This is a genomic window from Brevibacillus brevis (assembly GCF_031583145.1).
GTDB classification, from domain to species: domain Bacteria; phylum Bacillota; class Bacilli; order Brevibacillales; family Brevibacillaceae; genus Brevibacillus; species Brevibacillus brevis_E.
In genome coordinates this window covers 3,200,130-3,217,144 of sequence record NZ_CP134050.1, presented here as the reverse complement: position 1 = coordinate 3,217,144, position 17,015 = coordinate 3,200,130, and the positions used below count along the sequence as shown (strand labels likewise).

Genomic DNA, 17,015 nt, shown 5'->3' with positions numbered 1-17,015 from the left:
ACAGCTTGCCTCGGTTCCAGAAGGAAAATAGACGAAAGTCAGGAGAAGCTTGGCTTGGACACGGAGCGCTGCACGACAGAAAGAGGGTAGCGGTTCTCGAGTTTTTGTACGCGTGCATAAACTATTCTAGACATTTTCCGTGATGGATTGTGGGCAGGAAAACGGTGGTGAGATCAAACTCAGCAGGAAGGGGTGAAGGATAGCCAAGCGCGCAGACCGACGAGGAAGGGCAAGCGCCATGGTGTCCCTGTCGCACAGGTTATACAGGAAGGAGTGAGCTGATTTCAAAATTTCCAATGAAGTGATCGTGACGGCTGGGGCATATGTGATGGTAGACGGCCGATTTCCTTTCCAGGTGGGACCTACACGGGCGGGCAATGCTCTTGGGGTCGTGCGTCTGGGGGGACATCGGGAAGGAAAGGAGACAGGATGGCAATGTGCGGCGCGTGAGGCGTACGAAGAAGCGACGCTTCATATCACAGCAATTCGGCCGCCTGCGACGTACTGGTACGCGACAGCGTCATCCGGCTATCCCGCATTGCTGGAGGACACTTGGCCCGCTGCGGAGATCGAGCCGATTCTGGTCGGCAGGCATTTGAATCGCAGTCAGATCACGCCGATCTATTTGGCTGTTTCGAACGACACTCCGGTACCCGCCCACGAAACGAAAGGGCTCCTGCTACTTGCCCCGGCAGACATTGCGAGGATCGTCGGGAAGGGCATGACGCTGGGCCAATATTTGAATGCGGGAGGAAAAGCAATCATGCAGGAAGAGCTGCCCCTGCATTTGCGGCTCGAACCATTCCCTCATCTGAAACTGCTTCAATGGGTATTGCAAAAACATCCGGGAATCCTCCAATAAAAGCGGCAGTCCAGACAGACTTGGTTCTTTGCTGTTCTGAACTGCCGCTTTATGTTGCAGTAATTTTAAACGATTGTTTAACTGCTGAAAAAGCTGCGACTGGATCGCTTCTTCTTGTAGTGGGAACTGCCGTAATACGAATGGCCGCGTCCGTAGCCGGAGTCGTTGGGATATCCGTGCCCCTTTCGATAGTTGTGGTCGCTGCTGCTGAATTTTCGGTAGTGGTGAGACGACGAATGCTGTCCCATCAGGCTCTTCAACCATTTTTTAAGCATCCCAATCACTCCTTATGGTGTCGATAGTAGGGAATACGAATATGAAGAGCATTGGTTTCACTCTGATTTGGGTACAAAATAGCTGCTCTCCCCATGTTTATATGCTGCCGCGATACGATCGATGCGGTTGGTCCAGATCCCTCCGGAGAACCCGTCAGGGATGCGCTGAAGATCCTCCAGCGTATCGAAGCCGCTGGATACGTCTCCGCTTCCTGCCACGAGAATCACGCGCGTATCCTGGGCATCCATCCGTTCCATGAAGCGGTTCGGCCAACCCCAAAGCAGCGGAGCGATTTTGTCTGGGATGTGCAGCTGTGTATGACTGCAGGCGTTGGGGACGTACCCCGACCACCCCACTGCGATGTAAGGTATGAGGCAGCTTTTCAATGTCGCCATGGACATGACCCGCATCTGGGGCAGCTTTTCATGCAAGGTAGCGATGGGCTCGTCTCCGCCGTATACAGTCAGGGAGGCCAGACGTTCTGCGGGAAGCTTTTGAAGGTAGTCGGCCAGCATTACCCCTTCCGACGGGTCATTGCTCTTGACGTGAATCAAAAACGGCTGTGCGGGAAATTGCGAAAAGACTTCATCCAGGGACGGCATCAATCCGATGCCTTTCCCGCGAAAAGGATAGGTAGCGCCTCCATCCGGGGTATAGTTGTACCCGACGTCCAGCTTTTGCAATTCGGCCAAGGAAAAGTCGCGGGTCACACCTTCGCCGTTCGTCCGACACCCGAGTGTCCAGTCGTGGAAGACGGCGAACTTGCCATCCTTCGTCGGTTGGACGTCCAGCTCGACGATATCGGCGCCCGCATCGAATGCCGCTTGCATAGACGGAATGGTATTTTCCAGAAACGGATGCTCGGGTGGGTAAATCCGTTCAGCGGTGCATGTCTCGTTGGTGATTCCTTCCATATGAAACGTTTGCGCCATTCCCCGATGTGCGAGCAAGAACGGTTCTCGGCCGGATGGACCTTCGAGAAGCGAACTGTTGTTGACGTAGACAAATGCGACAAAGAAGAGAAGGATCCACAGGGATTTTCGTTTCCATATGGGCTTGCGCGGCCCGGAATTTCTTTTATTCATCAGATGCAAACCTCCAAAAAGGTGGACAAGGTTTATCAATTGTAACAAATCGGGCAGTTTTAGAAAAATGGCAGACCATTTGGTCAAATCAGTCGCTGCATCTGGATGCTTGGCAGCGCTGCAAAAGACTGGCACAATAGGAGAAAGTCTAGCAGGTACACGGGAGGTGAGACTCCATGAAAATAGCGTTGCATCAAATTGCGTACCAAATTGGCATGCACCCGAACGAGATGGCCAGGCTGGTGCATGACGGGGAAATATCCGGGGAGGTGCCTGGAAACAATCCGCAATCCAAAGACGCTTGGATCGACCTGCATTCCTTGCGCAACTTCATTCAATGGAGACGGGATCAGGGGCGGGTTGACGAGATGTTTTACGGCAAAGCCATTCGCCACATCGACAGACATCTAGGCCGGTAGCATCGGCTGCAAAAGAGGGAGAGACGACGATGAATACGATTTATTGCTTGGTGCCAAAAGGATACTGGGAAGAATGGAAAGGGCGGGATCACTACCTCCCCCGCGATTATGAGCAGGAGGGCTTTATCCACGCGACCAAAGGGGATGACCTGCTCGAAAAGGTCGCAAACCGCGTGTATGCGGCGTACGAGGGGGAGCTGTTCGTGCTTGTCGTTGACGAAGACAGAACCTCATCCCCGGTAAAGTACGAGCAGGCCAAGGACGGACTTCTGTATCCGCACATTTACGGCCCGTTGAACCAAGAGGCGATCGTGGACATGAGGCGCATGGAGCGAAAAGAGGGTCATTGGGCTATCGGACCGAGCATTCGCTGAGGACTACCAGTTGAACCATTTCAGCAGCTCCAGCACTTCCTGCCGCTTGTCCTGCGGCAATTTGTCCAGTCTGCGCAGCAAGAGTCCGATGCGCAGCCGCTGTTCCGCTTCCGTTTCGCGCGGTTTGTCGGGATTCATTCGCTGACGTTTCAACCGGACGGGGTCCGTGTCGGTAATGATCTTGAGCAGTTTGCGCTCCAAGAGGTCGAGAGATGCCATGTTGGAAACCTTCTTTTACGTGATGGGTTGGGTATCAGCATTATAGCACGAGCTTACATAATTCAGCCACGAATGGAGCAAAATGGGATAGGTGCATCCACCACGAAAACACCTTGCGAAGGAGTGCTTTTTCACATGGCGAAACCGGATGATCGTTCAGACAACGCAGAAAAGCTCCAGGAGATGCTGCAAAATACGGAGGAGAACATTCGCGAGTCACAAGCGTATATAGCTGCTCACTCGCAGGAAATGTCGGCGGAAGAGCGGGCGAATCTCGAAGAAAAAAACGAGCGCCGCGCCGAGAGTATTGAAGGGTATCGCTCGGAGATCAAGGATGAAGTCTCGGAAGCCGAGTAAGCAAATGCAAACGCCTGTTGCCTTCATGCGACAGGCGTTTTATTATAGGGAAACCAAAGCGCGTCTGACTCATTTCCGGCAGAAGTGCAAGAACACATGATTTGTTTTGCGAAACGTGGTAATCTGTTAGAGGAACAAATTGAAAATAGAGGAGAAAGACCATGAAACGACCAGAGGATACACGCGTCGTTGTCGGCATGTCCGGCGGAGTCGACTCCTCCGTGACGGCTTACCTGCTCAAGCAACAGGGATATGACGTCATCGGCATCTTCATGAAAAACTGGGATGATACCGATGAATTCGGCCATTGCACGGCGGAAGATGACTTCCAGGACGTCCGGCGCGTCTGTGAACAAATCGGCATTCCATATTACACGGTCAACTTTGAAAAAGAATACATGGAAAAAGTATTCCAGTATTTTTTGGATGAATATAAACGGGGTCGCACCCCGAATCCGGACGTCATGTGCAACCGGGAAATCAAATTCGGCGAGCTGCTCGCCAAGGTCATGGATTTGGGCGCTGATTACATCGCCACCGGACACTATGCGCAGGTGAAAGAGGTGGATGGCGAGTACAGGCTGATCCGCGGGGTAGATTCCAACAAAGATCAAACCTATTTTCTCAATGTGCTGGGCCAAGAGCAGCTGTCCAAAACGATGTTCCCGATCGGTCATCTGCCGAAGGCCGAAGTGCGTGAGATTGCGGAAAAAGCTGGGCTCGCGACCGCAAAGAAAAAGGACAGCACAGGCATCTGCTTCATCGGGGAACGCAACTTCCGCGAATTTTTGCAGAACTACCTGCCTGCGAAACCGGGCAACATCGAGACGGTGGACGGGACGGTTATCGGCCATCACGACGGCTTGATGTACTACACGCTGGGCCAACGACAAGGTCTCGGTATTGGCGGCGGACACGGAACGACCGGCCAACCTTGGTTTGTCGTCGACAAGGACTTGAAACGCAACGTGCTGATCGTCGGAGAAGGCTCCGATCATCCGCGCCTCTACTCGACCAGCCTGATCGCGACAGACGTGAACTGGGTGAGCGGCCGGAAGCCGGCTGACACCTTTACCTGCACCGCCAAATTCCGCTACCGTCAGCCGGATCAAGGTGTCACGGTACACCTGCGCGAAGGCAGCCAGGTGGAAGTCGTGTTCGACAAACCGCAAAAAGCCGTGACGCCCGGACAGGCTGTCGTCTTTTACGACGGAGAATACTGCCTCGGAGGCGGTACGATCGATAAGATCACTCTGCTGGACAAAGAGAACTAACCAATCGGAGGAAACGCAGTGGACGCAGTGAAAAAATCAAAAGTGATCATCGTTTCGTTTGTGGCTGGAGCCATTCTTCTCGGTTTTGTCGCATACATGGGCATGTCGGCTACCGGCAACGAGCATATGGCGATCATTCAGAAAGCGATCAAAGAAAAAGGCGGAGTGATCGTAGCTGGCGGGATCACCGCCGTACCGGTTGACGAGAGTCCTTTTGAGCAAAGCGGGAAAGGAAACACGATCTACAGGATTGAATTTACAAAAGATGGAAGGCCGTTCACTGCATGGTATCGCTCCGAAAATCATTCCTCCATCCTCAAAGAGCCGGAGGGATGGATATTTCCGGACTCCGTGAATCCGTAATAAACGCGCTACCAAACTGGGAGAGTGAGGGTATATCATGACCGAACTTGCAGGTCTTCGCGAGTTGGCCATGCTCATCAAGCGGATCGAGCCGAATCTGGCTGGAGCGTCCTTGAGCATTTTGGCTCACGACAACAGGGATGAAATCGCAAATCTACTCTTGGAGGGACTGGGCACCCGTATCGCTGTGCAGCACAGCTCGGGAGAGTACGCCAACCATTTGGCTATCTTGCGGGTCGGCACCAACAAGTACACGTTTGCCCAGGACTGGCGGGAAGTGTACATCAGCGAAATCAATTACTGCGCATGCCGCATACCGCCGGGTGCTTTCGGTCTTTTGGTTCATCATATCGACTATCCGGGTGTGATTTACGACGTTTCGCGGAAATTGGCGGAGCATGAAATCAACATCTCCAAGCTCAACGTTTCGCGGGAGCAAAAGGGCAAAAACGCATTGCTCGTCTCGGTGACGGATGAAGAAATCACTCCCCTTGTCGTTTCGGCCATTGAAGAGCTGCCACAGATCACCAAGGTTGTTTCCCTGAAATAATTGGTTTGTCTGTAAACTTGAAGCTACCGTCCGCTCAGGAGCGGGCGGTTTTTTGCTTTTTCCTTTCTTGGAAAAAACCGGACGGGACGAAACTAGCAGCCGGAGTGTCGGAAACTGTTTTGTCTATCTTGACTACCACGACATATTGATGTAAAGTGGGTTTTACCAACTACATATTGATGCGGATAGGTGTCTAGCCACAAAATATTGGCAGACTTAATAGGGAAGCCGGTGAGAGTCCGGCGCGGTCCCGCCACTGTAACCGGGGAGCTTCTTTCCAGAAAATGGCCACTGATCATGTCTGATTGGGAAGGAGGAATGAAGCGATGAGCCGGGAGCCAGGAGACCTGCCTGCCCGCTGACACGTGAACCTACGGGAGATAGGGAAGTGTTGGAGCGCTCGATTCGCCCGTACGGGTTGACAGGCATTGCTTTACGATCGACAGCGCATTCGACTATCTCCAAGGTCGAATGCGCTTTTCATTTGCGACAAGCGCGAGGAAAGGATGGAAACAGATGCTCATCGCGTACGATTCCAAGACAGGGAACGTCAGAAGGTTTGTAAACAAATTACCGATGCGAAGCGTGGAAATCGATCCGGAGATGGTCATCGAGGAGCCGTTTGTCCTGGTGACGTATACGACCGGATTTGGACAAGTCCCCGCTAAGGTAGACGCTTTTCTGAAACGAAACCATACATACATGCGCGGGGTGTCTGCCAGCGGCAATCGCAACTGGGGCGCGACCTTCGCCAAAAGCGCCGATACGATCGCAAGCAAGTACGGCGTTCCGGTGATTTCCAAATTTGAATTGTCCGGCACCAGCCGGGATATCGAACATTTTACGAGCGGGGTGGCCACCATTGCGGCATATTGAACTGAACAACGAACTCATGCAGCGAGGCGCAGACGGTTTTTACCAACTGGAGAAAGATCGCGAAGCTGTCGAGGAATTCATGCGGGAAGTGCAGGAGAAGACGCTCACTTTCGGCAGCGTCAAGGAACGGATGGATTACCTGATCGCAAACGACTACTACGAAAACGTCTACGATCGGTACTCGGAGTCCGAGGTAGAAGAGGTGTTCCGACTGGCGAAGGACGCTTCGTTCCAATTCGCTTCCTACATGGCGATCTCCAAGTTTTATAAAGATTACGCCCTCAAAACCGACGACAAAGCGTATTACCTGGAGCAGTACCCGGATCGCGTGGCCATCGTCGCCCTGTCTCTGGCACAAGGAGACTTCGAGAAGGCCAAGCGGCTGACCGTTTCCATGATGGACCAGCGGCTGCAGCCAGCGACTCCGACCTTCTTGAACGCGGGGAAAAGCCGGCGCGGCGAAATGGTATCCTGCTTCCTGCTCGAAATGGACGATTCGCTCAACTCGATCAACTACATTCTGGGTACTTGCATGCAGCTCTCCAAGATCGGGGGAGGCGTTGCCGTCAATCTGTCCAAGCTGCGCGGCCGTGGAGAGCCGATCAAGGGAGTCGAAGGGGCGGCAAAAGGAATCATGCCAGTGCTCAAGCTTCTGGAAGACGCTTTTTCCTACGCCGATCAGATGGGCCAGCGCAAAGGCTCCGGAGCTGCTTACTACAACATTTTTGGCTGGGATGTAGGCGAGTTCCTCGACTCCAAAAAGATCAATGCGGATGAGAAATCACGGATCAAGACTCTCTCCATCGGGCTGATCGTTCCGAACATCTTCTACAAGCTGGCGGAGGAAAACAAGCCGCTGACCGTCTTTGCTCCGTACTCCGTCTATAAGGAATACGGCAAGCACCTGGACGATCTTGACCTGGACGAGATGTACGAAGAGCTGCTGGCCAATGACCGCATCAAGAAGAAGACGCTCATGAGCGCACGCGAGATGCTGACCAAGATCGCCATGATCCAGCTCGAATCCGGCTATCCGTACATCATGAACAAGACCAATGCCAACCGCCAGCATGCCTTAAAAGACATTGGCTCGGTCAAAATGTCCAATCTGTGCACGGAAATCTTCCAGCTGCAGGACACCTCGACGATCAACAACTACGGAGAGGCAGACATCATCCGCCGCGATATCAGCTGCAACCTGGCGTCGCTCAACATCGTGAATGTGATGGAACAGCGAATGATCCGCGAGTCCGTCTACGAAGGGATCGAGGCGATCACGGCCGTGAGCGACATGACCGCCGTAGAAAACGCGCCGGGCGTGCAAAAGGCGAACCGGGAGCTGCATTCCGTCGGCCTTGGAGCGATGAACCTGCACGGGTATTTGGCGAAAAACAAAATCTCGTACGAGAGTGAAGAAGCAAAAGATTTCGTCCGAACCTTCTTCATGATGATGAACTATTACTCGCTGGAAAAGAGCATGGAAATCGCGAAGGAGAAAGGAACGACCTTCCTCGGATTCGAGAAGTCCGAATATGCGAAAGGGACCTACTTCGACAAGTATTTGGGTACCGATTACCGGCCAAGGACGGAAAGAGGCAAAGAGCTGTTTGAGGGGATGCACATTCCGACTCCGGAGGACTGGGCTGCCTTGAAGGAAAACGTCCGTCAGCATGGTCTGTATCATGCATACCGCCTGGCGATCGCCCCTACCCAAAGCATCTCGTATATCCAAAACGCGACGTCGAGCGTGATGCCGATCGTCGAGCACATCGAAACGAGAACGTACGCCAACTCCACGACCTACTATCCAATGCCGTACTTGTCGCAGGAGAACTACTTCTATTACAAATCGGCTTATGTCATCGACCAGTTCAAGGTGATCGATTTGATCGCAGAAATTCAGGAGCACATCGACCAAGGCATCTCGACCGTCCTGCACGTGAACAGCAACGTGTCGACGAGGGAGCTGGCCCGCTACTACATCTACGCGGCCAAGAAAGGGCTGAAATCTCTCTACTACACCCGGACCAAGCATTTGACGGTAGAAGAGTGCATCAGCTGCGCGGTGTAACGCAAGAAGCGAATCGTCCCCTCATCAAGAAATGGTACAATTGACGTACCAACATTTGGGGGGCTGATTATGGATTTGAGCCGAAAGCAAACGATGCAGTTCGAACCCGTAGTCCGGCATGTGGAACATACGTATCAGCAAGTGGTTTGCTCCGGTGCAGCGATGATGGTCATCCACAACGATGCGATCGCGGCGGAAAAATACTGGGGCAGGCATTCCCTGGAGCCGGATTCTCGTGAAATCCAGGCGGATACGCAGTTTCACGTCGCGTCGGTACGGAAGAGCTACATCGGCTACGCCGTCGCCTATGCCGTAGTTGCGAGGGCGATCCGATCGATCGACGATCCGGTGACAGATTACCTTACACACGTGGATGCGAAGGTGATGACCGGGACGACGATCCGCCATCTCCTTACGCATACACACGGATTGAACGGCACCTATACTGGCGAGATCATCCGCGAGTTTCCCCCCGGGCAGGGCTGGTCGTATCGCGGCGTAGGCATCGACATGCTCGCCGACATTGTCAAAAGGACCACAGGCAAAACGATTGCGCAAATCGTAAGCGAACAAATATTTGCACCGTTGGGATTTGCCGAAACAGGCTGGCGGGCCGCGATGAATGAAAAGATGGCAGAGGTTATCCGCGAGCCGAATCACCCGAGCTGGTACACCAGCACGAGCACCGAGGGCGACAAAATGAATCTGTACGTTTCGGCACGCGAGCTCGCCTTTTGGGGGTACGTGCACTTGAAAAAAGGCTTGGTGGCTGGCAGGCAGATCGTGCCGAAGGAAATCATCGAGATGGCGACCTCGCTGCAAAGTCCTCCCTTGCAGGACAAGGACTTGCCGCAAAACGGCTTTTTGTGGTTCGTTAAAGACTTGCCCGCACGAAAAACGGAAATCGGCGAGCGGGTGCCCAAGGGATCCTACCAGATATTGGGGTATACAGGCGTGACGCTGCTCGTGGTTCCTTCCCGCGATCTGGTGGCGGTACGGATGTTCAACAGCTTCGGTTCCCCTCCCGGCTACGATTATTTGGCGGATGTGAGAGGATTTGGAGATCGGGTCATGGGCTGTGTCCCATAGAGATCGATACAAGCAAAACAGAGAAGAGGAACGACGAGATGAAAGCAGTCAATTGGAACAGGCCGGATGACGATTTTACGATGACGTTTTGGAACCAGAACATCATGCAGTTCTGGACCGACGATGAAATCCCGCTGTCGGATGACAAAATGGCCTGGATCGAGCTGTCGCAGGCAGAGCGGGATACGTATAAAAAGGTGCTTGGCGGCCTTACGCTCCTGGATACGGTCCAAGGCGGCGTGGGGATGCCGAAGATCATGGAGCATGTGGACGGCCTTCAAAGAAAAGCCGTACTCGCCTTTATGGGCATGATGGAGCAGATCCATGCGAAGTCGTACAGCAGCATTTTTACCACGTTGGCGTCGACGGAGGAAATTGACGAGATTTTCCGCTGGGTCGAGCAGAATCCACACTTGCAGTACAAGGCAGACCGTATTTCCAGCCGATATCAGTCAATCCAAACAGAGAAAGACTTGTACATGGCCATGGTGGCCTCCGTCTTCTTGGAGAGCTATCTGTTTTACAGCGGCTTCTTCTATCCGCTCTACCTGTCGGGTCAGGGCAAAATGACGAGCAGCGGCGAGATCATCGACCTGATCGTTCGCGACGAGAGCATCCACGGCTTGTATGTGGGCGTGCTCGCGCAGGAAGTGTTTCAGCGCCTGAGTGTAAAAGAGCAGCGTGAGGCCAAGGAGGAACTGTACGAGCTGCTGCAGGACCTGCATCGCAATGAAGAAGCGTATACCGCCGAGCTGTACTCCTCCATCGGTTTGGCTGAGGAAGTGCATGCCTACGTCCGGTACAACGCCAACAAAGCGTTGATGAATCTGGGACTCGACCCTCTTTTCCCGGAGGAGGAGGTCAATCCGATCGTCCTCAACGGAATCCGCACGCAGACGAAGCAGCACGACTTCTTCTCCAAAAAAGGCAATGGCTACGTCCGCTCCATTCACATCGAGCCGTTGTCGGATGACGATTTCCGGTTCGATTTTTGATCACAGGATGCATAAGAAAAAAGAACCCGCTCCCTTATGAAGTGCACCCCTTAGAATGGACATTGGATTAAACCCCTGGTAAATCCGATGAAATTTAAGGGGTGCATTTTTTATGGTGAAAGAGGGGCAAACGTTTAGAAGTTATTCTCACGAATTAAAGGTGGAAGCCATACGACTGCATATCGAAGAAGGATGGACATACCGTCGAATCATGGAGCATCTGGGGATTCCGGACCGCCACCGGCTTAAAGTATGGATGAAAAAATATAAACAGTTAGGCGAATTTGGGTTGATGGATCAACGAGGTAGACGTGAAGAATATGTTGACCAAGATCGATATGTTAAAAAGCTAAAACGAGAGAACTCGATGCTAAAAAAGTGTTTGAAAATCTGGATGCGGGAGGTGCAGCCCATAAGTATGAGGCGATCAAGCAAGTAGCTGGTGAGTATACGACTAGTGAACTTTGCAACCTGTTTGGAGTCTCAAGAAGTGGATACTATGCATACTTGAAACGGCAACAAGCGGACCGGGACAAGCCCGTGAAAGACCTCATCAAAGTAGTTTATAAGAAGTATGATGGTAAATATGGGTATCGACAAACCCAGCTGTTTCTCTTACGAGATCACGGGGTATGGGTCAACCATAAGAAGGTACTACGTCTGATGCAAGAAATGAAGCTCCGTTCTCGAATACGCCGCAAATATCGAGGTCACTATGCTTCAACCGAAGGTGGACGAGTCGCTGAGAATGTGATGCAGCGGAATTTCAAAGCGGATGCACCTAATCGAAAATGGGTAACCGATGTCACACAGTATCGTGTCGCGGATACGTGGCTCTACCTGTCTGCTATTAAGGATTTGTTTAATAATGAGATTGTGGCTTACCACATTGGAGTTCGCAACGACAATCAGTTGGTCCTACGGACCTTTGAGAAAGCCTTTAAAAAGACGAAAGACGTGACTGGACTGATCGTTCACAGCGATCAGGGATTCCAGTACACGTCCTACGCTTACCACGACATGTTGCCGAAGGTTGGCGCCCAAATCAGCATGTCTCGGAGAGGCAACTGTTATGATAATGCCTCGATGGAGAGCTTCTTCTCGCATCTCAAAACGGAAGGGCTCTACCCTTATGATATCCGAAGTGTGGATGAGGCACAAAGGCGAATTGAGGAATATATTCAATTCTACAACCAAAGTCGACCACAACGAAAATTAAAAAGGCTGACGCCTGTTGAATTCAGACGTCAGCTGTCGGTCTAACGGTCGGGTTTTTTCTTACTGTCCACTAAATGGGGTCTTGACCATTATGGGTACGGGTTCTTTTCGTCCGGAAGATCAGCAGATTCAATCCCTGCTGCCAACTAAACACGAGGATTCCTTCCCCATGACCAAGAAGGGAAGGCGATCCTTCTTCCTGATTCAATCTTTCCGAATCACCAGGTAGACGATGAGTCCGATGAGCGGAAAAAACAGGAGCGCGATCAGGACGATGATGGCATATTCCTTGCTGTTCCCCCTTTTCCTCGCATCCCGGTACGCCCAAATGCTGATGAGGATATTCAGCACGTTCGCCAGCAATATAAAGAGGATCGGGAAAAGCATGAAAAAACCTGGGTCGGCGTGCCCTATACTGATCAAAAAAATCACCTGCAATTCGAAACAGGGTGGTCATCGCGAAGGCAAAGAAGGCTGAACCGCCGATGCGTGACAATTCCCTAAGGATAGAATGATTTGGAAATTATGGAACTAAGTATCAAGTATAGCATAAGAGAGAGATTCGTTCTATCCTTCCGTCCTAGCTGCCCGCCTGGAAATCCATCCCCGAACGGTGAAGGGCATAGCAGAACTGTCGTACGATCTGTTCTATGATGTCCTCTATGTCCTCGACAGGGCATTGGTCAGGGTAAGATGAGACCAGCAGCATCGCCCCATGCAGAGTGGAGGATAAGCAAAGACCTCACCCGAAAATCAGCGTCCCCAAGTTGGGCAAACATTCCGAATTGAACTTCGAATTGTTCGGCCATCGCCTCATTAGGGTGCTTCCTGCATTTTGATGATTCATGGTGAACAAAGCAGCCCAGGTGAATTATGATACCATACGTGGAAACATTCGTTGAACAGAGGGGGGACGATCAGAGTGGATACAAACGCTTTGTATTTCGAGTATAAACCGCTGCTAAGCAGCCTCGCATACAAAATGCTTGGCTCGCGAGCGGATGCCGAGGATATCGTGCAGGACGTTTTCGCTGAGCTGGAGACAAAGCGTTTCTAGCATATCTTGAACGTTCGGGCCTATCTAGTGAAAATGGTTACCAACCGTTGCATTAATTTCTTGAAATCAGCCCGCAAAACTCGTGAAGTTTATACCGGTCCCTGGCTGCCGGAGCCTGAGGTGAGTCATACGGTTGGGTCACCGGAAGAAACGGCGATGCGGACGGAATCGATTTCCTACGCGCTTCTCGTCCTGCTTGAACAGCTATCGCCATTGGAGAGGGCTGTCTTCATCTTTCGCGAAACGCTCGATTATGATTATCAGGACATTGCGGAGATGTTGGGCAAGAGCAATGAGAGTTGCCGGAAGCTGCACAGCCGGGCGAAGCGAAAAATCAACCCAGGGCGGGTTCGGGAGAAAGATCAGGGAGCGACTTCGCAGGAAGCGTCCATTGCCCTGCCTGTTGAAGAGGTTCGCGCCAGTTCCACGCACGTCAAGCAAGCGGAGGAACTCGCACGCTCCTTCATGAACGCAGCGCTTACCGGGAATTTCGAGAAATTTGTCGGCATGCTGGCGGATGAGGCGCGCTTGTACATGGACGGAGGCGGCAAGGTACGGGCAGCTGTCTTCCCGATTATCGGAAGCGAACGAATCCTAGCCTTTCTCAATGGGATCGCATCCAAAAGCTTTGGGTTGAAGAATCAGCTGTTTGTCAACGTTAACGGGCAGCCTGGCCTTCTGTTGAAAAGGGACGGCGAGGTCTTTGGAGTCTTGTCATTCCAATTCGACAGCAATTCGCGGCCTGTGAGGTTGTTCATCATTTCGAATCCAGATAAGCTGAAACATGTCTCTTTGAATGGAAGGTAACTGCTGCTTGTCAAAACAGAGAAACAACCGACCTGATTTTCGGGTCGGTTTTTTTATGTGGTGTCCCAAGCGATCCGGTCACAAAATCGATTCGTGATTTGTCTCATATACGTATCGAAATAGAGGATAAGGGAGAGATCGAAGTTGGAAAAACTGCTGGTGATCAATGCGCATCCGAATGTGGATAGCGACACGTCCGTAAGTCTGCAAGTCCTTCATCATTTTCTGGAGACATATAAAAAAATGAATCCGGAAGGGCCTATCGAACAAATCGATTTGTATCGGGAACACATTCCTTGCATTGATCGTACCTATCTGAGCCTACAGGAAAAAAAGAAAAAAGGAGAGCGCTTGACGGAAGAAGAACAGGTGCTGGACTCCCGGATGAGAGAAATTCTCCATCAATTTAAAAGTGCGAAAAAGTACGTCATCGCCATGCCGCTGCATAACTTTAACATTCCATCCAAGCTCAAGGACTACATCGATAACATTCTGATCCCGAAAGAAACGTACGCCTTTACGGACAAGGGATCGGTCGGTCTGCTATACGACGGCAGAAACGTGCTTGTCATTCAAGCAAGCAGCGCGATCTATACAAACCAAGATTGGTACACGGAAGTTGAGTATTCTCACAAATTTTTACAATCCATTTTCAACTTTATGGGAGTCGACTATCAAATCATCCGTGCACAAGGGAATCATTCCTTGAAAAGGGAGGAGGTAGTAGCCAAGGCGTTTCAAGAAGCAGAGTCTGCGGCTGCTTTCTTTGCAAAGGCCGGCATTGCAGGGGGTGCAATCAAGTAAGGAACGAAGGGTCTGCCCTTCATCGATAGGCAAGCGTACAAGCAAATGTAGTCCGAATGACATATGGTATTCAGTATCTTTGTTTTTGGAGGAGCCAGGTTCCTTCTGCTCCTTTGAATTTTGAAGGGAAAGGAGGAACATCCTTGAGAAAACAGCAATCAATCGCGAGTCAGGATCGTCTCGCGCCGGAATTCATGCAATGGCTCAAGCAGAACAACATCTCCAGACGTCAGCTGAAAAGAGAACCGGCAGCATTGGATAAGTATCATCAGGAATGGATGAAGACGATGAGAAGAAAAGGGACGGGGAGACCCTCATTGCTTCAGATGATTCCAAGCATAAGCGACATAGATTTGGGCGCAGTGGTAAATAATGTACAAATCGCGAAAGACATTTTTAAAACGTATCGGGAATTGCAAGGACTAGGAATTTTTAAAAGGAATAGAACCCCATGGCCCTGAGGGAGAGTAAATGCTCTCCCTTTTTTCATGCACTTCGCCCTCGGGATGACTCCCTTTGGCCTCTCCCAGCTGAGGGAGCCCCTATACATTCTCGAAAAACTCTCACCTTCTTAACAAAAAAGGATATCTACGTTCAGGAAGAAAATGCCCAAAACACGGTTTGCTTCAAAAAGAAAGCAGCCGGAATATCGGCTGCCCAGACTGCAGACAAGCTTCTACGGTTCGAGTGGAGCGCAGCAGCTTGTCTTATTTTTTTGACCATGAAAAGCCATTTTGAATCGGTCATTGAGTTGCTGCTGTTCCCTGAATCTGTTCCATGGCTTGCGGAACAACCAATTCACCTTCAGTACAGAGTCGCACAAAGGCGGAAACGCATTCGGGATCAAAGTGGGTGCCGCTGCCCTCGATAATTACTTGCAGCGCGCGTTCCTGCGACCAAGGCTCGCGATAGGATCTTCGCGAGGTCAACGCATCGTATACGTCCGCAATCGCCAGGATTCTTGCAGGTAGAGAAATCTCTGTTCCTTTCAGTTTGTCCGGATAACCCGTCCCATCCCATTTTTCGTGATGGTGCCGAATAGCCGACAGTTCTTCCGTCATGAAGCCAATGTATTTGCACATTTCGTAACCGATTACCGGATGCTGCTCGATCACGGTTCGCTCGTCCGGACTTAGCTTTCCCGGTTTATTCAGAATTTCACCAGGGATCTGTATTTTCCCCACATCGTGAATGAGACCGCCCCGAGTCAGGGCTCGCAATTGTTCCGAGTCGAGATTCATAGCCCGGGCCAGCTGCAATCCATACATGGCTACACGGTAATTGTGACCTGCAGTATACTCATCTTTGGTTTCCGTGGCCACTATCAGATTTTGCATGCTGCTGGAGATACGGATGTGTAGTTGATCCAAGAATGGGTACCTAAATCCTTGTTGAAAGATTTGGGTTACAGAAAGGTTCGATTGGTACTGGGCTATGATCCCGTACAACAGCATCAGGGCCGAGCCGGCAAGAATGGCATGATACAGCCACCAGGCCAAGGTCCACATCCTTGTTGTGACCATGACGCATTCGGTGATGGAAAGCAGAACGGAGCCAAACACGATTGCCGCATGCAAAGGAAACTTGACGAACCGATATTGCTGAAAATATCTCTTGGCCGCCCAAAGATACAGGAACACGGTGAAAAAAGCCAGCAGAAAATTCATCGGCATGAAATCGATCGGAATGAAGCCGGAAATGCCAGGATAGTTCAGTGCTGCGATATTCAACAGGATTATCATGGCTACCCAACCGGCGACAACACTCCTCCGATGTTTCGATATAAAGCGGATAAAGGAGTGGTCCGATGGAAGGGTCGAGAGAAAAATCCAGACAGCACACGTGGTCATCCCGACTTGCGAGGAAACACCTGCCAAGTGGGATGGATCATCAATAATGAATCCAGGGGTCGAAAGCCCGTGAATGAGAAAAAAACCGGTCAGAGATACGATAGCTAATGCCAGCATAAGCACATTCATATCCCGAAGCCGAATCCCCGTCCATCCAACGGCAACCGCACTGATGGCCAGCGCAAGAAGTGTTGGAGTTATCACGTAAAAGTGAAAGCGAGGGAAAATCCACATCGTTCGGTGTCCGGGGAACGTCAGAAGATACACATATCCCAGAACAAGAACGACAGTGGTAATAGACATGATTACAGCTAAAGAGCGAGGTGAGCGAGGCATCATCATTCCAACTTTCCATGATCAACTAACAGTCTGCTAATATTTTCAAGATTCGACATGAGTTGTGTCGAATCCTCCCGTACGCTTTGAATGAAAAACTCGTAGAGACTCCCTTCTGATCCAAAAGTTGTGC

22 protein-coding genes and 1 riboswitch are annotated in these 17,015 nt (G+C 51.2%); of the genes, 17 read left to right on the top strand and 5 right to left on the bottom strand.

Features of this window, described 5'->3' with window-relative positions; all coding sequences use genetic code 11:
• Nucleotides 1-328 precede the first annotated feature (328 nt).
• Nucleotides 329-862: an NUDIX hydrolase gene (locus RGB73_RS15990; protein ID WP_310763512.1), complete on the top strand. Its 534-nt coding sequence runs from the start codon at nucleotides 329-331 to the stop codon at nucleotides 860-862.
• A 77-nt stretch (nucleotides 863-939) separates the two neighbouring features.
• Here RGB73_RS15990 and RGB73_RS15985 read toward each other — a convergent pair whose 3' ends face one another.
• Together RGB73_RS15985 and RGB73_RS15980 are read right to left on the bottom strand one after the other, a co-directional pair.
• Nucleotides 940-1,137 carry a hypothetical protein gene (locus tag RGB73_RS15985; protein WP_310763511.1) on the bottom strand — a complete coding sequence of 66 codons (198 nt, stop codon included), beginning with the start codon at nucleotides 1,135-1,137 and terminating at the stop codon, nucleotides 940-942.
• Between the two features lie 57 nt (nucleotides 1,138-1,194).
• The gene (locus tag RGB73_RS15980; RefSeq protein ID WP_310763510.1) at nucleotides 1,195-2,223 is read right to left on the bottom strand and encodes a glycerophosphodiester phosphodiesterase family protein; all 1,029 of its coding nucleotides are present in this window, start codon (nucleotides 2,221-2,223) and stop codon (nucleotides 1,195-1,197) included.
• Between the two features lie 176 nt (nucleotides 2,224-2,399).
• On the opposite strand from RGB73_RS15980, the gene RGB73_RS15975 reads away from it, so the two are divergent.
• Both RGB73_RS15975 and RGB73_RS15970 read left to right on the top strand, forming a co-directional pair.
• Nucleotides 2,400-2,642 (top strand): hypothetical protein, encoded by a 243-nt coding sequence (locus RGB73_RS15975; RefSeq protein WP_310763509.1) that lies wholly within the window; start codon nucleotides 2,400-2,402, stop codon nucleotides 2,640-2,642.
• A gap of 29 nt (nucleotides 2,643-2,671) precedes the next feature.
• A complete protein-coding gene (locus RGB73_RS15970; protein ID WP_310763508.1) occupies nucleotides 2,672-3,016 on the top strand; it encodes a DUF952 domain-containing protein in 345 nt (114 codons plus the stop codon).
• 3 nt (nucleotides 3,017-3,019) lie between these two features.
• Here the strand turns inward: RGB73_RS15970 and RGB73_RS15965 are convergent, their stop codons facing one another.
• The gene (locus RGB73_RS15965; RefSeq protein ID WP_310763507.1) at nucleotides 3,020-3,235 is read right to left on the bottom strand and encodes a hypothetical protein; all 216 of its coding nucleotides are present in this window, start codon (nucleotides 3,233-3,235) and stop codon (nucleotides 3,020-3,022) included.
• A 135-nt stretch (nucleotides 3,236-3,370) separates the two neighbouring features.
• Here RGB73_RS15965 and tlp point away from each other — a divergent pair, with 135 nt between their 5' ends.
• From tlp to RGB73_RS15915, 10 genes are all read left to right on the top strand, one after another.
• Entirely contained in the window at nucleotides 3,371-3,592 is a 222-nt protein-coding gene (gene tlp / locus RGB73_RS15960) for a small acid-soluble spore protein Tlp (protein WP_310763506.1), read from the top strand.
• 161 nt (nucleotides 3,593-3,753) lie between these two features.
• The gene (gene mnmA / locus RGB73_RS15955) at nucleotides 3,754-4,866 is read left to right on the top strand and encodes a tRNA 2-thiouridine(34) synthase MnmA (protein WP_310763505.1); all 1,113 of its coding nucleotides are present in this window, start codon (nucleotides 3,754-3,756) and stop codon (nucleotides 4,864-4,866) included.
• Nucleotides 4,867-4,884: 18 nt separating this feature from the next.
• Complete coding sequence (locus RGB73_RS15950) at nucleotides 4,885-5,229, top strand: hypothetical protein (protein WP_310763504.1); 345 nt, start codon at nucleotides 4,885-4,887, stop codon at nucleotides 5,227-5,229.
• Nucleotides 5,230-5,266: 37 nt separating this feature from the next.
• The gene (locus RGB73_RS15945; protein ID WP_310763503.1) at nucleotides 5,267-5,779 is read left to right on the top strand and encodes an ACT domain-containing protein; all 513 of its coding nucleotides are present in this window, start codon (nucleotides 5,267-5,269) and stop codon (nucleotides 5,777-5,779) included.
• A gap of 170 nt (nucleotides 5,780-5,949) precedes the next feature.
• Nucleotides 5,950-6,148: riboswitch (cobalamin riboswitch) on the top strand.
• A 147-nt stretch (nucleotides 6,149-6,295) separates the two neighbouring features.
• Nucleotides 6,296-6,655, top strand: coding sequence for a class Ib ribonucleoside-diphosphate reductase assembly flavoprotein NrdI (gene nrdI, locus RGB73_RS15940; protein WP_310763502.1), 360 nt, complete (start codon nucleotides 6,296-6,298; stop codon nucleotides 6,653-6,655).
• Entirely contained in the window at nucleotides 6,642-8,726 is a 2,085-nt protein-coding gene (gene nrdE, locus RGB73_RS15935) for a class 1b ribonucleoside-diphosphate reductase subunit alpha (RefSeq protein WP_310763501.1), read from the top strand. Before nrdI ends, nrdE begins: the two co-directional genes overlap by 14 nt.
• Nucleotides 8,727-8,795: 69 nt before the next feature.
• Nucleotides 8,796-9,815, top strand: coding sequence for a serine hydrolase domain-containing protein (locus RGB73_RS15930; protein ID WP_310763500.1), 1,020 nt, complete (start codon nucleotides 8,796-8,798; stop codon nucleotides 9,813-9,815).
• Between the two features lie 38 nt (nucleotides 9,816-9,853).
• Entirely contained in the window at nucleotides 9,854-10,810 is a 957-nt protein-coding gene (gene nrdF, locus RGB73_RS15925) for a class 1b ribonucleoside-diphosphate reductase subunit beta (protein ID WP_310763499.1), read from the top strand.
• Nucleotides 10,811-10,922: 112 nt separating this feature from the next.
• Complete coding sequence (locus RGB73_RS15920; RefSeq protein ID WP_310763498.1) at nucleotides 10,923-11,249, top strand: helix-turn-helix domain-containing protein; 327 nt, start codon at nucleotides 10,923-10,925, stop codon at nucleotides 11,247-11,249.
• Nucleotides 11,189-12,073: an IS3 family transposase gene (locus tag RGB73_RS15915; protein ID WP_310763497.1), complete on the top strand. Its 885-nt coding sequence runs from the start codon at nucleotides 11,189-11,191 to the stop codon at nucleotides 12,071-12,073. The genes RGB73_RS15920 and RGB73_RS15915 overlap by 61 nt, the downstream gene beginning before the upstream one ends.
• A gap of 159 nt (nucleotides 12,074-12,232) precedes the next feature.
• Here the strand turns inward: RGB73_RS15915 and RGB73_RS15910 are convergent, their stop codons facing one another.
• Nucleotides 12,233-12,415, bottom strand: a complete 183-nt coding sequence (locus RGB73_RS15910) for a PLDc N-terminal domain-containing protein (RefSeq protein WP_310774346.1) — start codon at nucleotides 12,413-12,415, stop codon at nucleotides 12,233-12,235.
• 535 nt (nucleotides 12,416-12,950) lie between these two features.
• Here RGB73_RS15910 and RGB73_RS15905 point away from each other — a divergent pair.
• The 4 genes from RGB73_RS15905 to RGB73_RS15890 all read left to right on the top strand — a co-directional run bounded on the left by RGB73_RS15905 (nucleotide 12,951) and on the right by RGB73_RS15890 (nucleotide 15,157).
• Nucleotides 12,951-13,085 (top strand): sigma factor, encoded by a 135-nt coding sequence (locus RGB73_RS15905; RefSeq protein WP_310763496.1) that lies wholly within the window; start codon nucleotides 12,951-12,953, stop codon nucleotides 13,083-13,085.
• Nucleotides 13,086-13,118: 33 nt separating this feature from the next.
• On the top strand, nucleotides 13,119-13,892 hold the full coding sequence (locus tag RGB73_RS15900) for a sigma factor-like helix-turn-helix DNA-binding protein (RefSeq protein WP_310774341.1): 774 nt from the start codon (nucleotides 13,119-13,121) through the stop codon (nucleotides 13,890-13,892).
• 144 nt (nucleotides 13,893-14,036) lie between these two features.
• On the top strand, nucleotides 14,037-14,696 hold the full coding sequence (locus RGB73_RS15895; protein WP_310763495.1) for an FMN-dependent NADH-azoreductase: 660 nt from the start codon (nucleotides 14,037-14,039) through the stop codon (nucleotides 14,694-14,696).
• 143 nt (nucleotides 14,697-14,839) lie between these two features.
• Nucleotides 14,840-15,157, top strand: a complete 318-nt coding sequence (locus RGB73_RS15890) for a hypothetical protein (RefSeq protein ID WP_310763494.1) — start codon at nucleotides 14,840-14,842, stop codon at nucleotides 15,155-15,157.
• 282 nt (nucleotides 15,158-15,439) lie between these two features.
• Here the strand turns inward: RGB73_RS15890 and RGB73_RS15885 are convergent, their stop codons facing one another.
• A complete protein-coding gene (locus RGB73_RS15885) occupies nucleotides 15,440-16,888 on the bottom strand; it encodes an HD-GYP domain-containing protein (RefSeq protein ID WP_310763493.1) in 1,449 nt (482 codons plus the stop codon).
• Nucleotides 16,889-17,015: the final 127 nt, after the last annotated feature.

Bases quoted from the DNA above. Each gene is read 5' to 3' on its own strand.
- RGB73_RS15990 (WP_310763512.1), top strand. From the start codon at position 329: ATGGTAGACGGCCGATTTCCTTTCCAGGTGGGACCTACACGGGCGGGC.
- RGB73_RS15985 (WP_310763511.1), bottom strand. From the start codon at position 1,137: ATGCTTAAAAAATGGTTGAAGAGCCTGATGGGACAGCATTCGTCGTCT.
- RGB73_RS15980 (WP_310763510.1), bottom strand. From the start codon at position 2,223: ATGAATAAAAGAAATTCCGGGCCGCGCAAGCCCATATGGAAACGAAAA.
- RGB73_RS15975 (WP_310763509.1), top strand. From the start codon at position 2,400: ATGAAAATAGCGTTGCATCAAATTGCGTACCAAATTGGCATGCACCCG.
- RGB73_RS15970 (WP_310763508.1), top strand. From the start codon at position 2,672: ATGAATACGATTTATTGCTTGGTGCCAAAAGGATACTGGGAAGAATGG.
- RGB73_RS15965 (WP_310763507.1), bottom strand. From the start codon at position 3,235: ATGGCATCTCTCGACCTCTTGGAGCGCAAACTGCTCAAGATCATTACC.
- tlp (WP_310763506.1), top strand. From the start codon at position 3,371: ATGGCGAAACCGGATGATCGTTCAGACAACGCAGAAAAGCTCCAGGAG.
- mnmA (WP_310763505.1), top strand. From the start codon at position 3,754: ATGAAACGACCAGAGGATACACGCGTCGTTGTCGGCATGTCCGGCGGA.
- RGB73_RS15945 (WP_310763503.1), top strand. From the start codon at position 5,267: ATGACCGAACTTGCAGGTCTTCGCGAGTTGGCCATGCTCATCAAGCGG.
- nrdI (WP_310763502.1), top strand. From the start codon at position 6,296: ATGCTCATCGCGTACGATTCCAAGACAGGGAACGTCAGAAGGTTTGTA.
- RGB73_RS15930 (WP_310763500.1), top strand. From the start codon at position 8,796: ATGGATTTGAGCCGAAAGCAAACGATGCAGTTCGAACCCGTAGTCCGG.
- nrdF (WP_310763499.1), top strand. From the start codon at position 9,854: ATGAAAGCAGTCAATTGGAACAGGCCGGATGACGATTTTACGATGACG.
- RGB73_RS15920 (WP_310763498.1), top strand. From the start codon at position 10,923: ATGGTGAAAGAGGGGCAAACGTTTAGAAGTTATTCTCACGAATTAAAG.
- RGB73_RS15910 (WP_310774346.1), bottom strand. From the start codon at position 12,415: ATGCTTTTCCCGATCCTCTTTATATTGCTGGCGAACGTGCTGAATATC.
- RGB73_RS15900 (WP_310774341.1), top strand. From the start codon at position 13,119: ATGGTTACCAACCGTTGCATTAATTTCTTGAAATCAGCCCGCAAAACT.
- RGB73_RS15885 (WP_310763493.1), bottom strand. From the start codon at position 16,888: ATGATGATGCCTCGCTCACCTCGCTCTTTAGCTGTAATCATGTCTATT.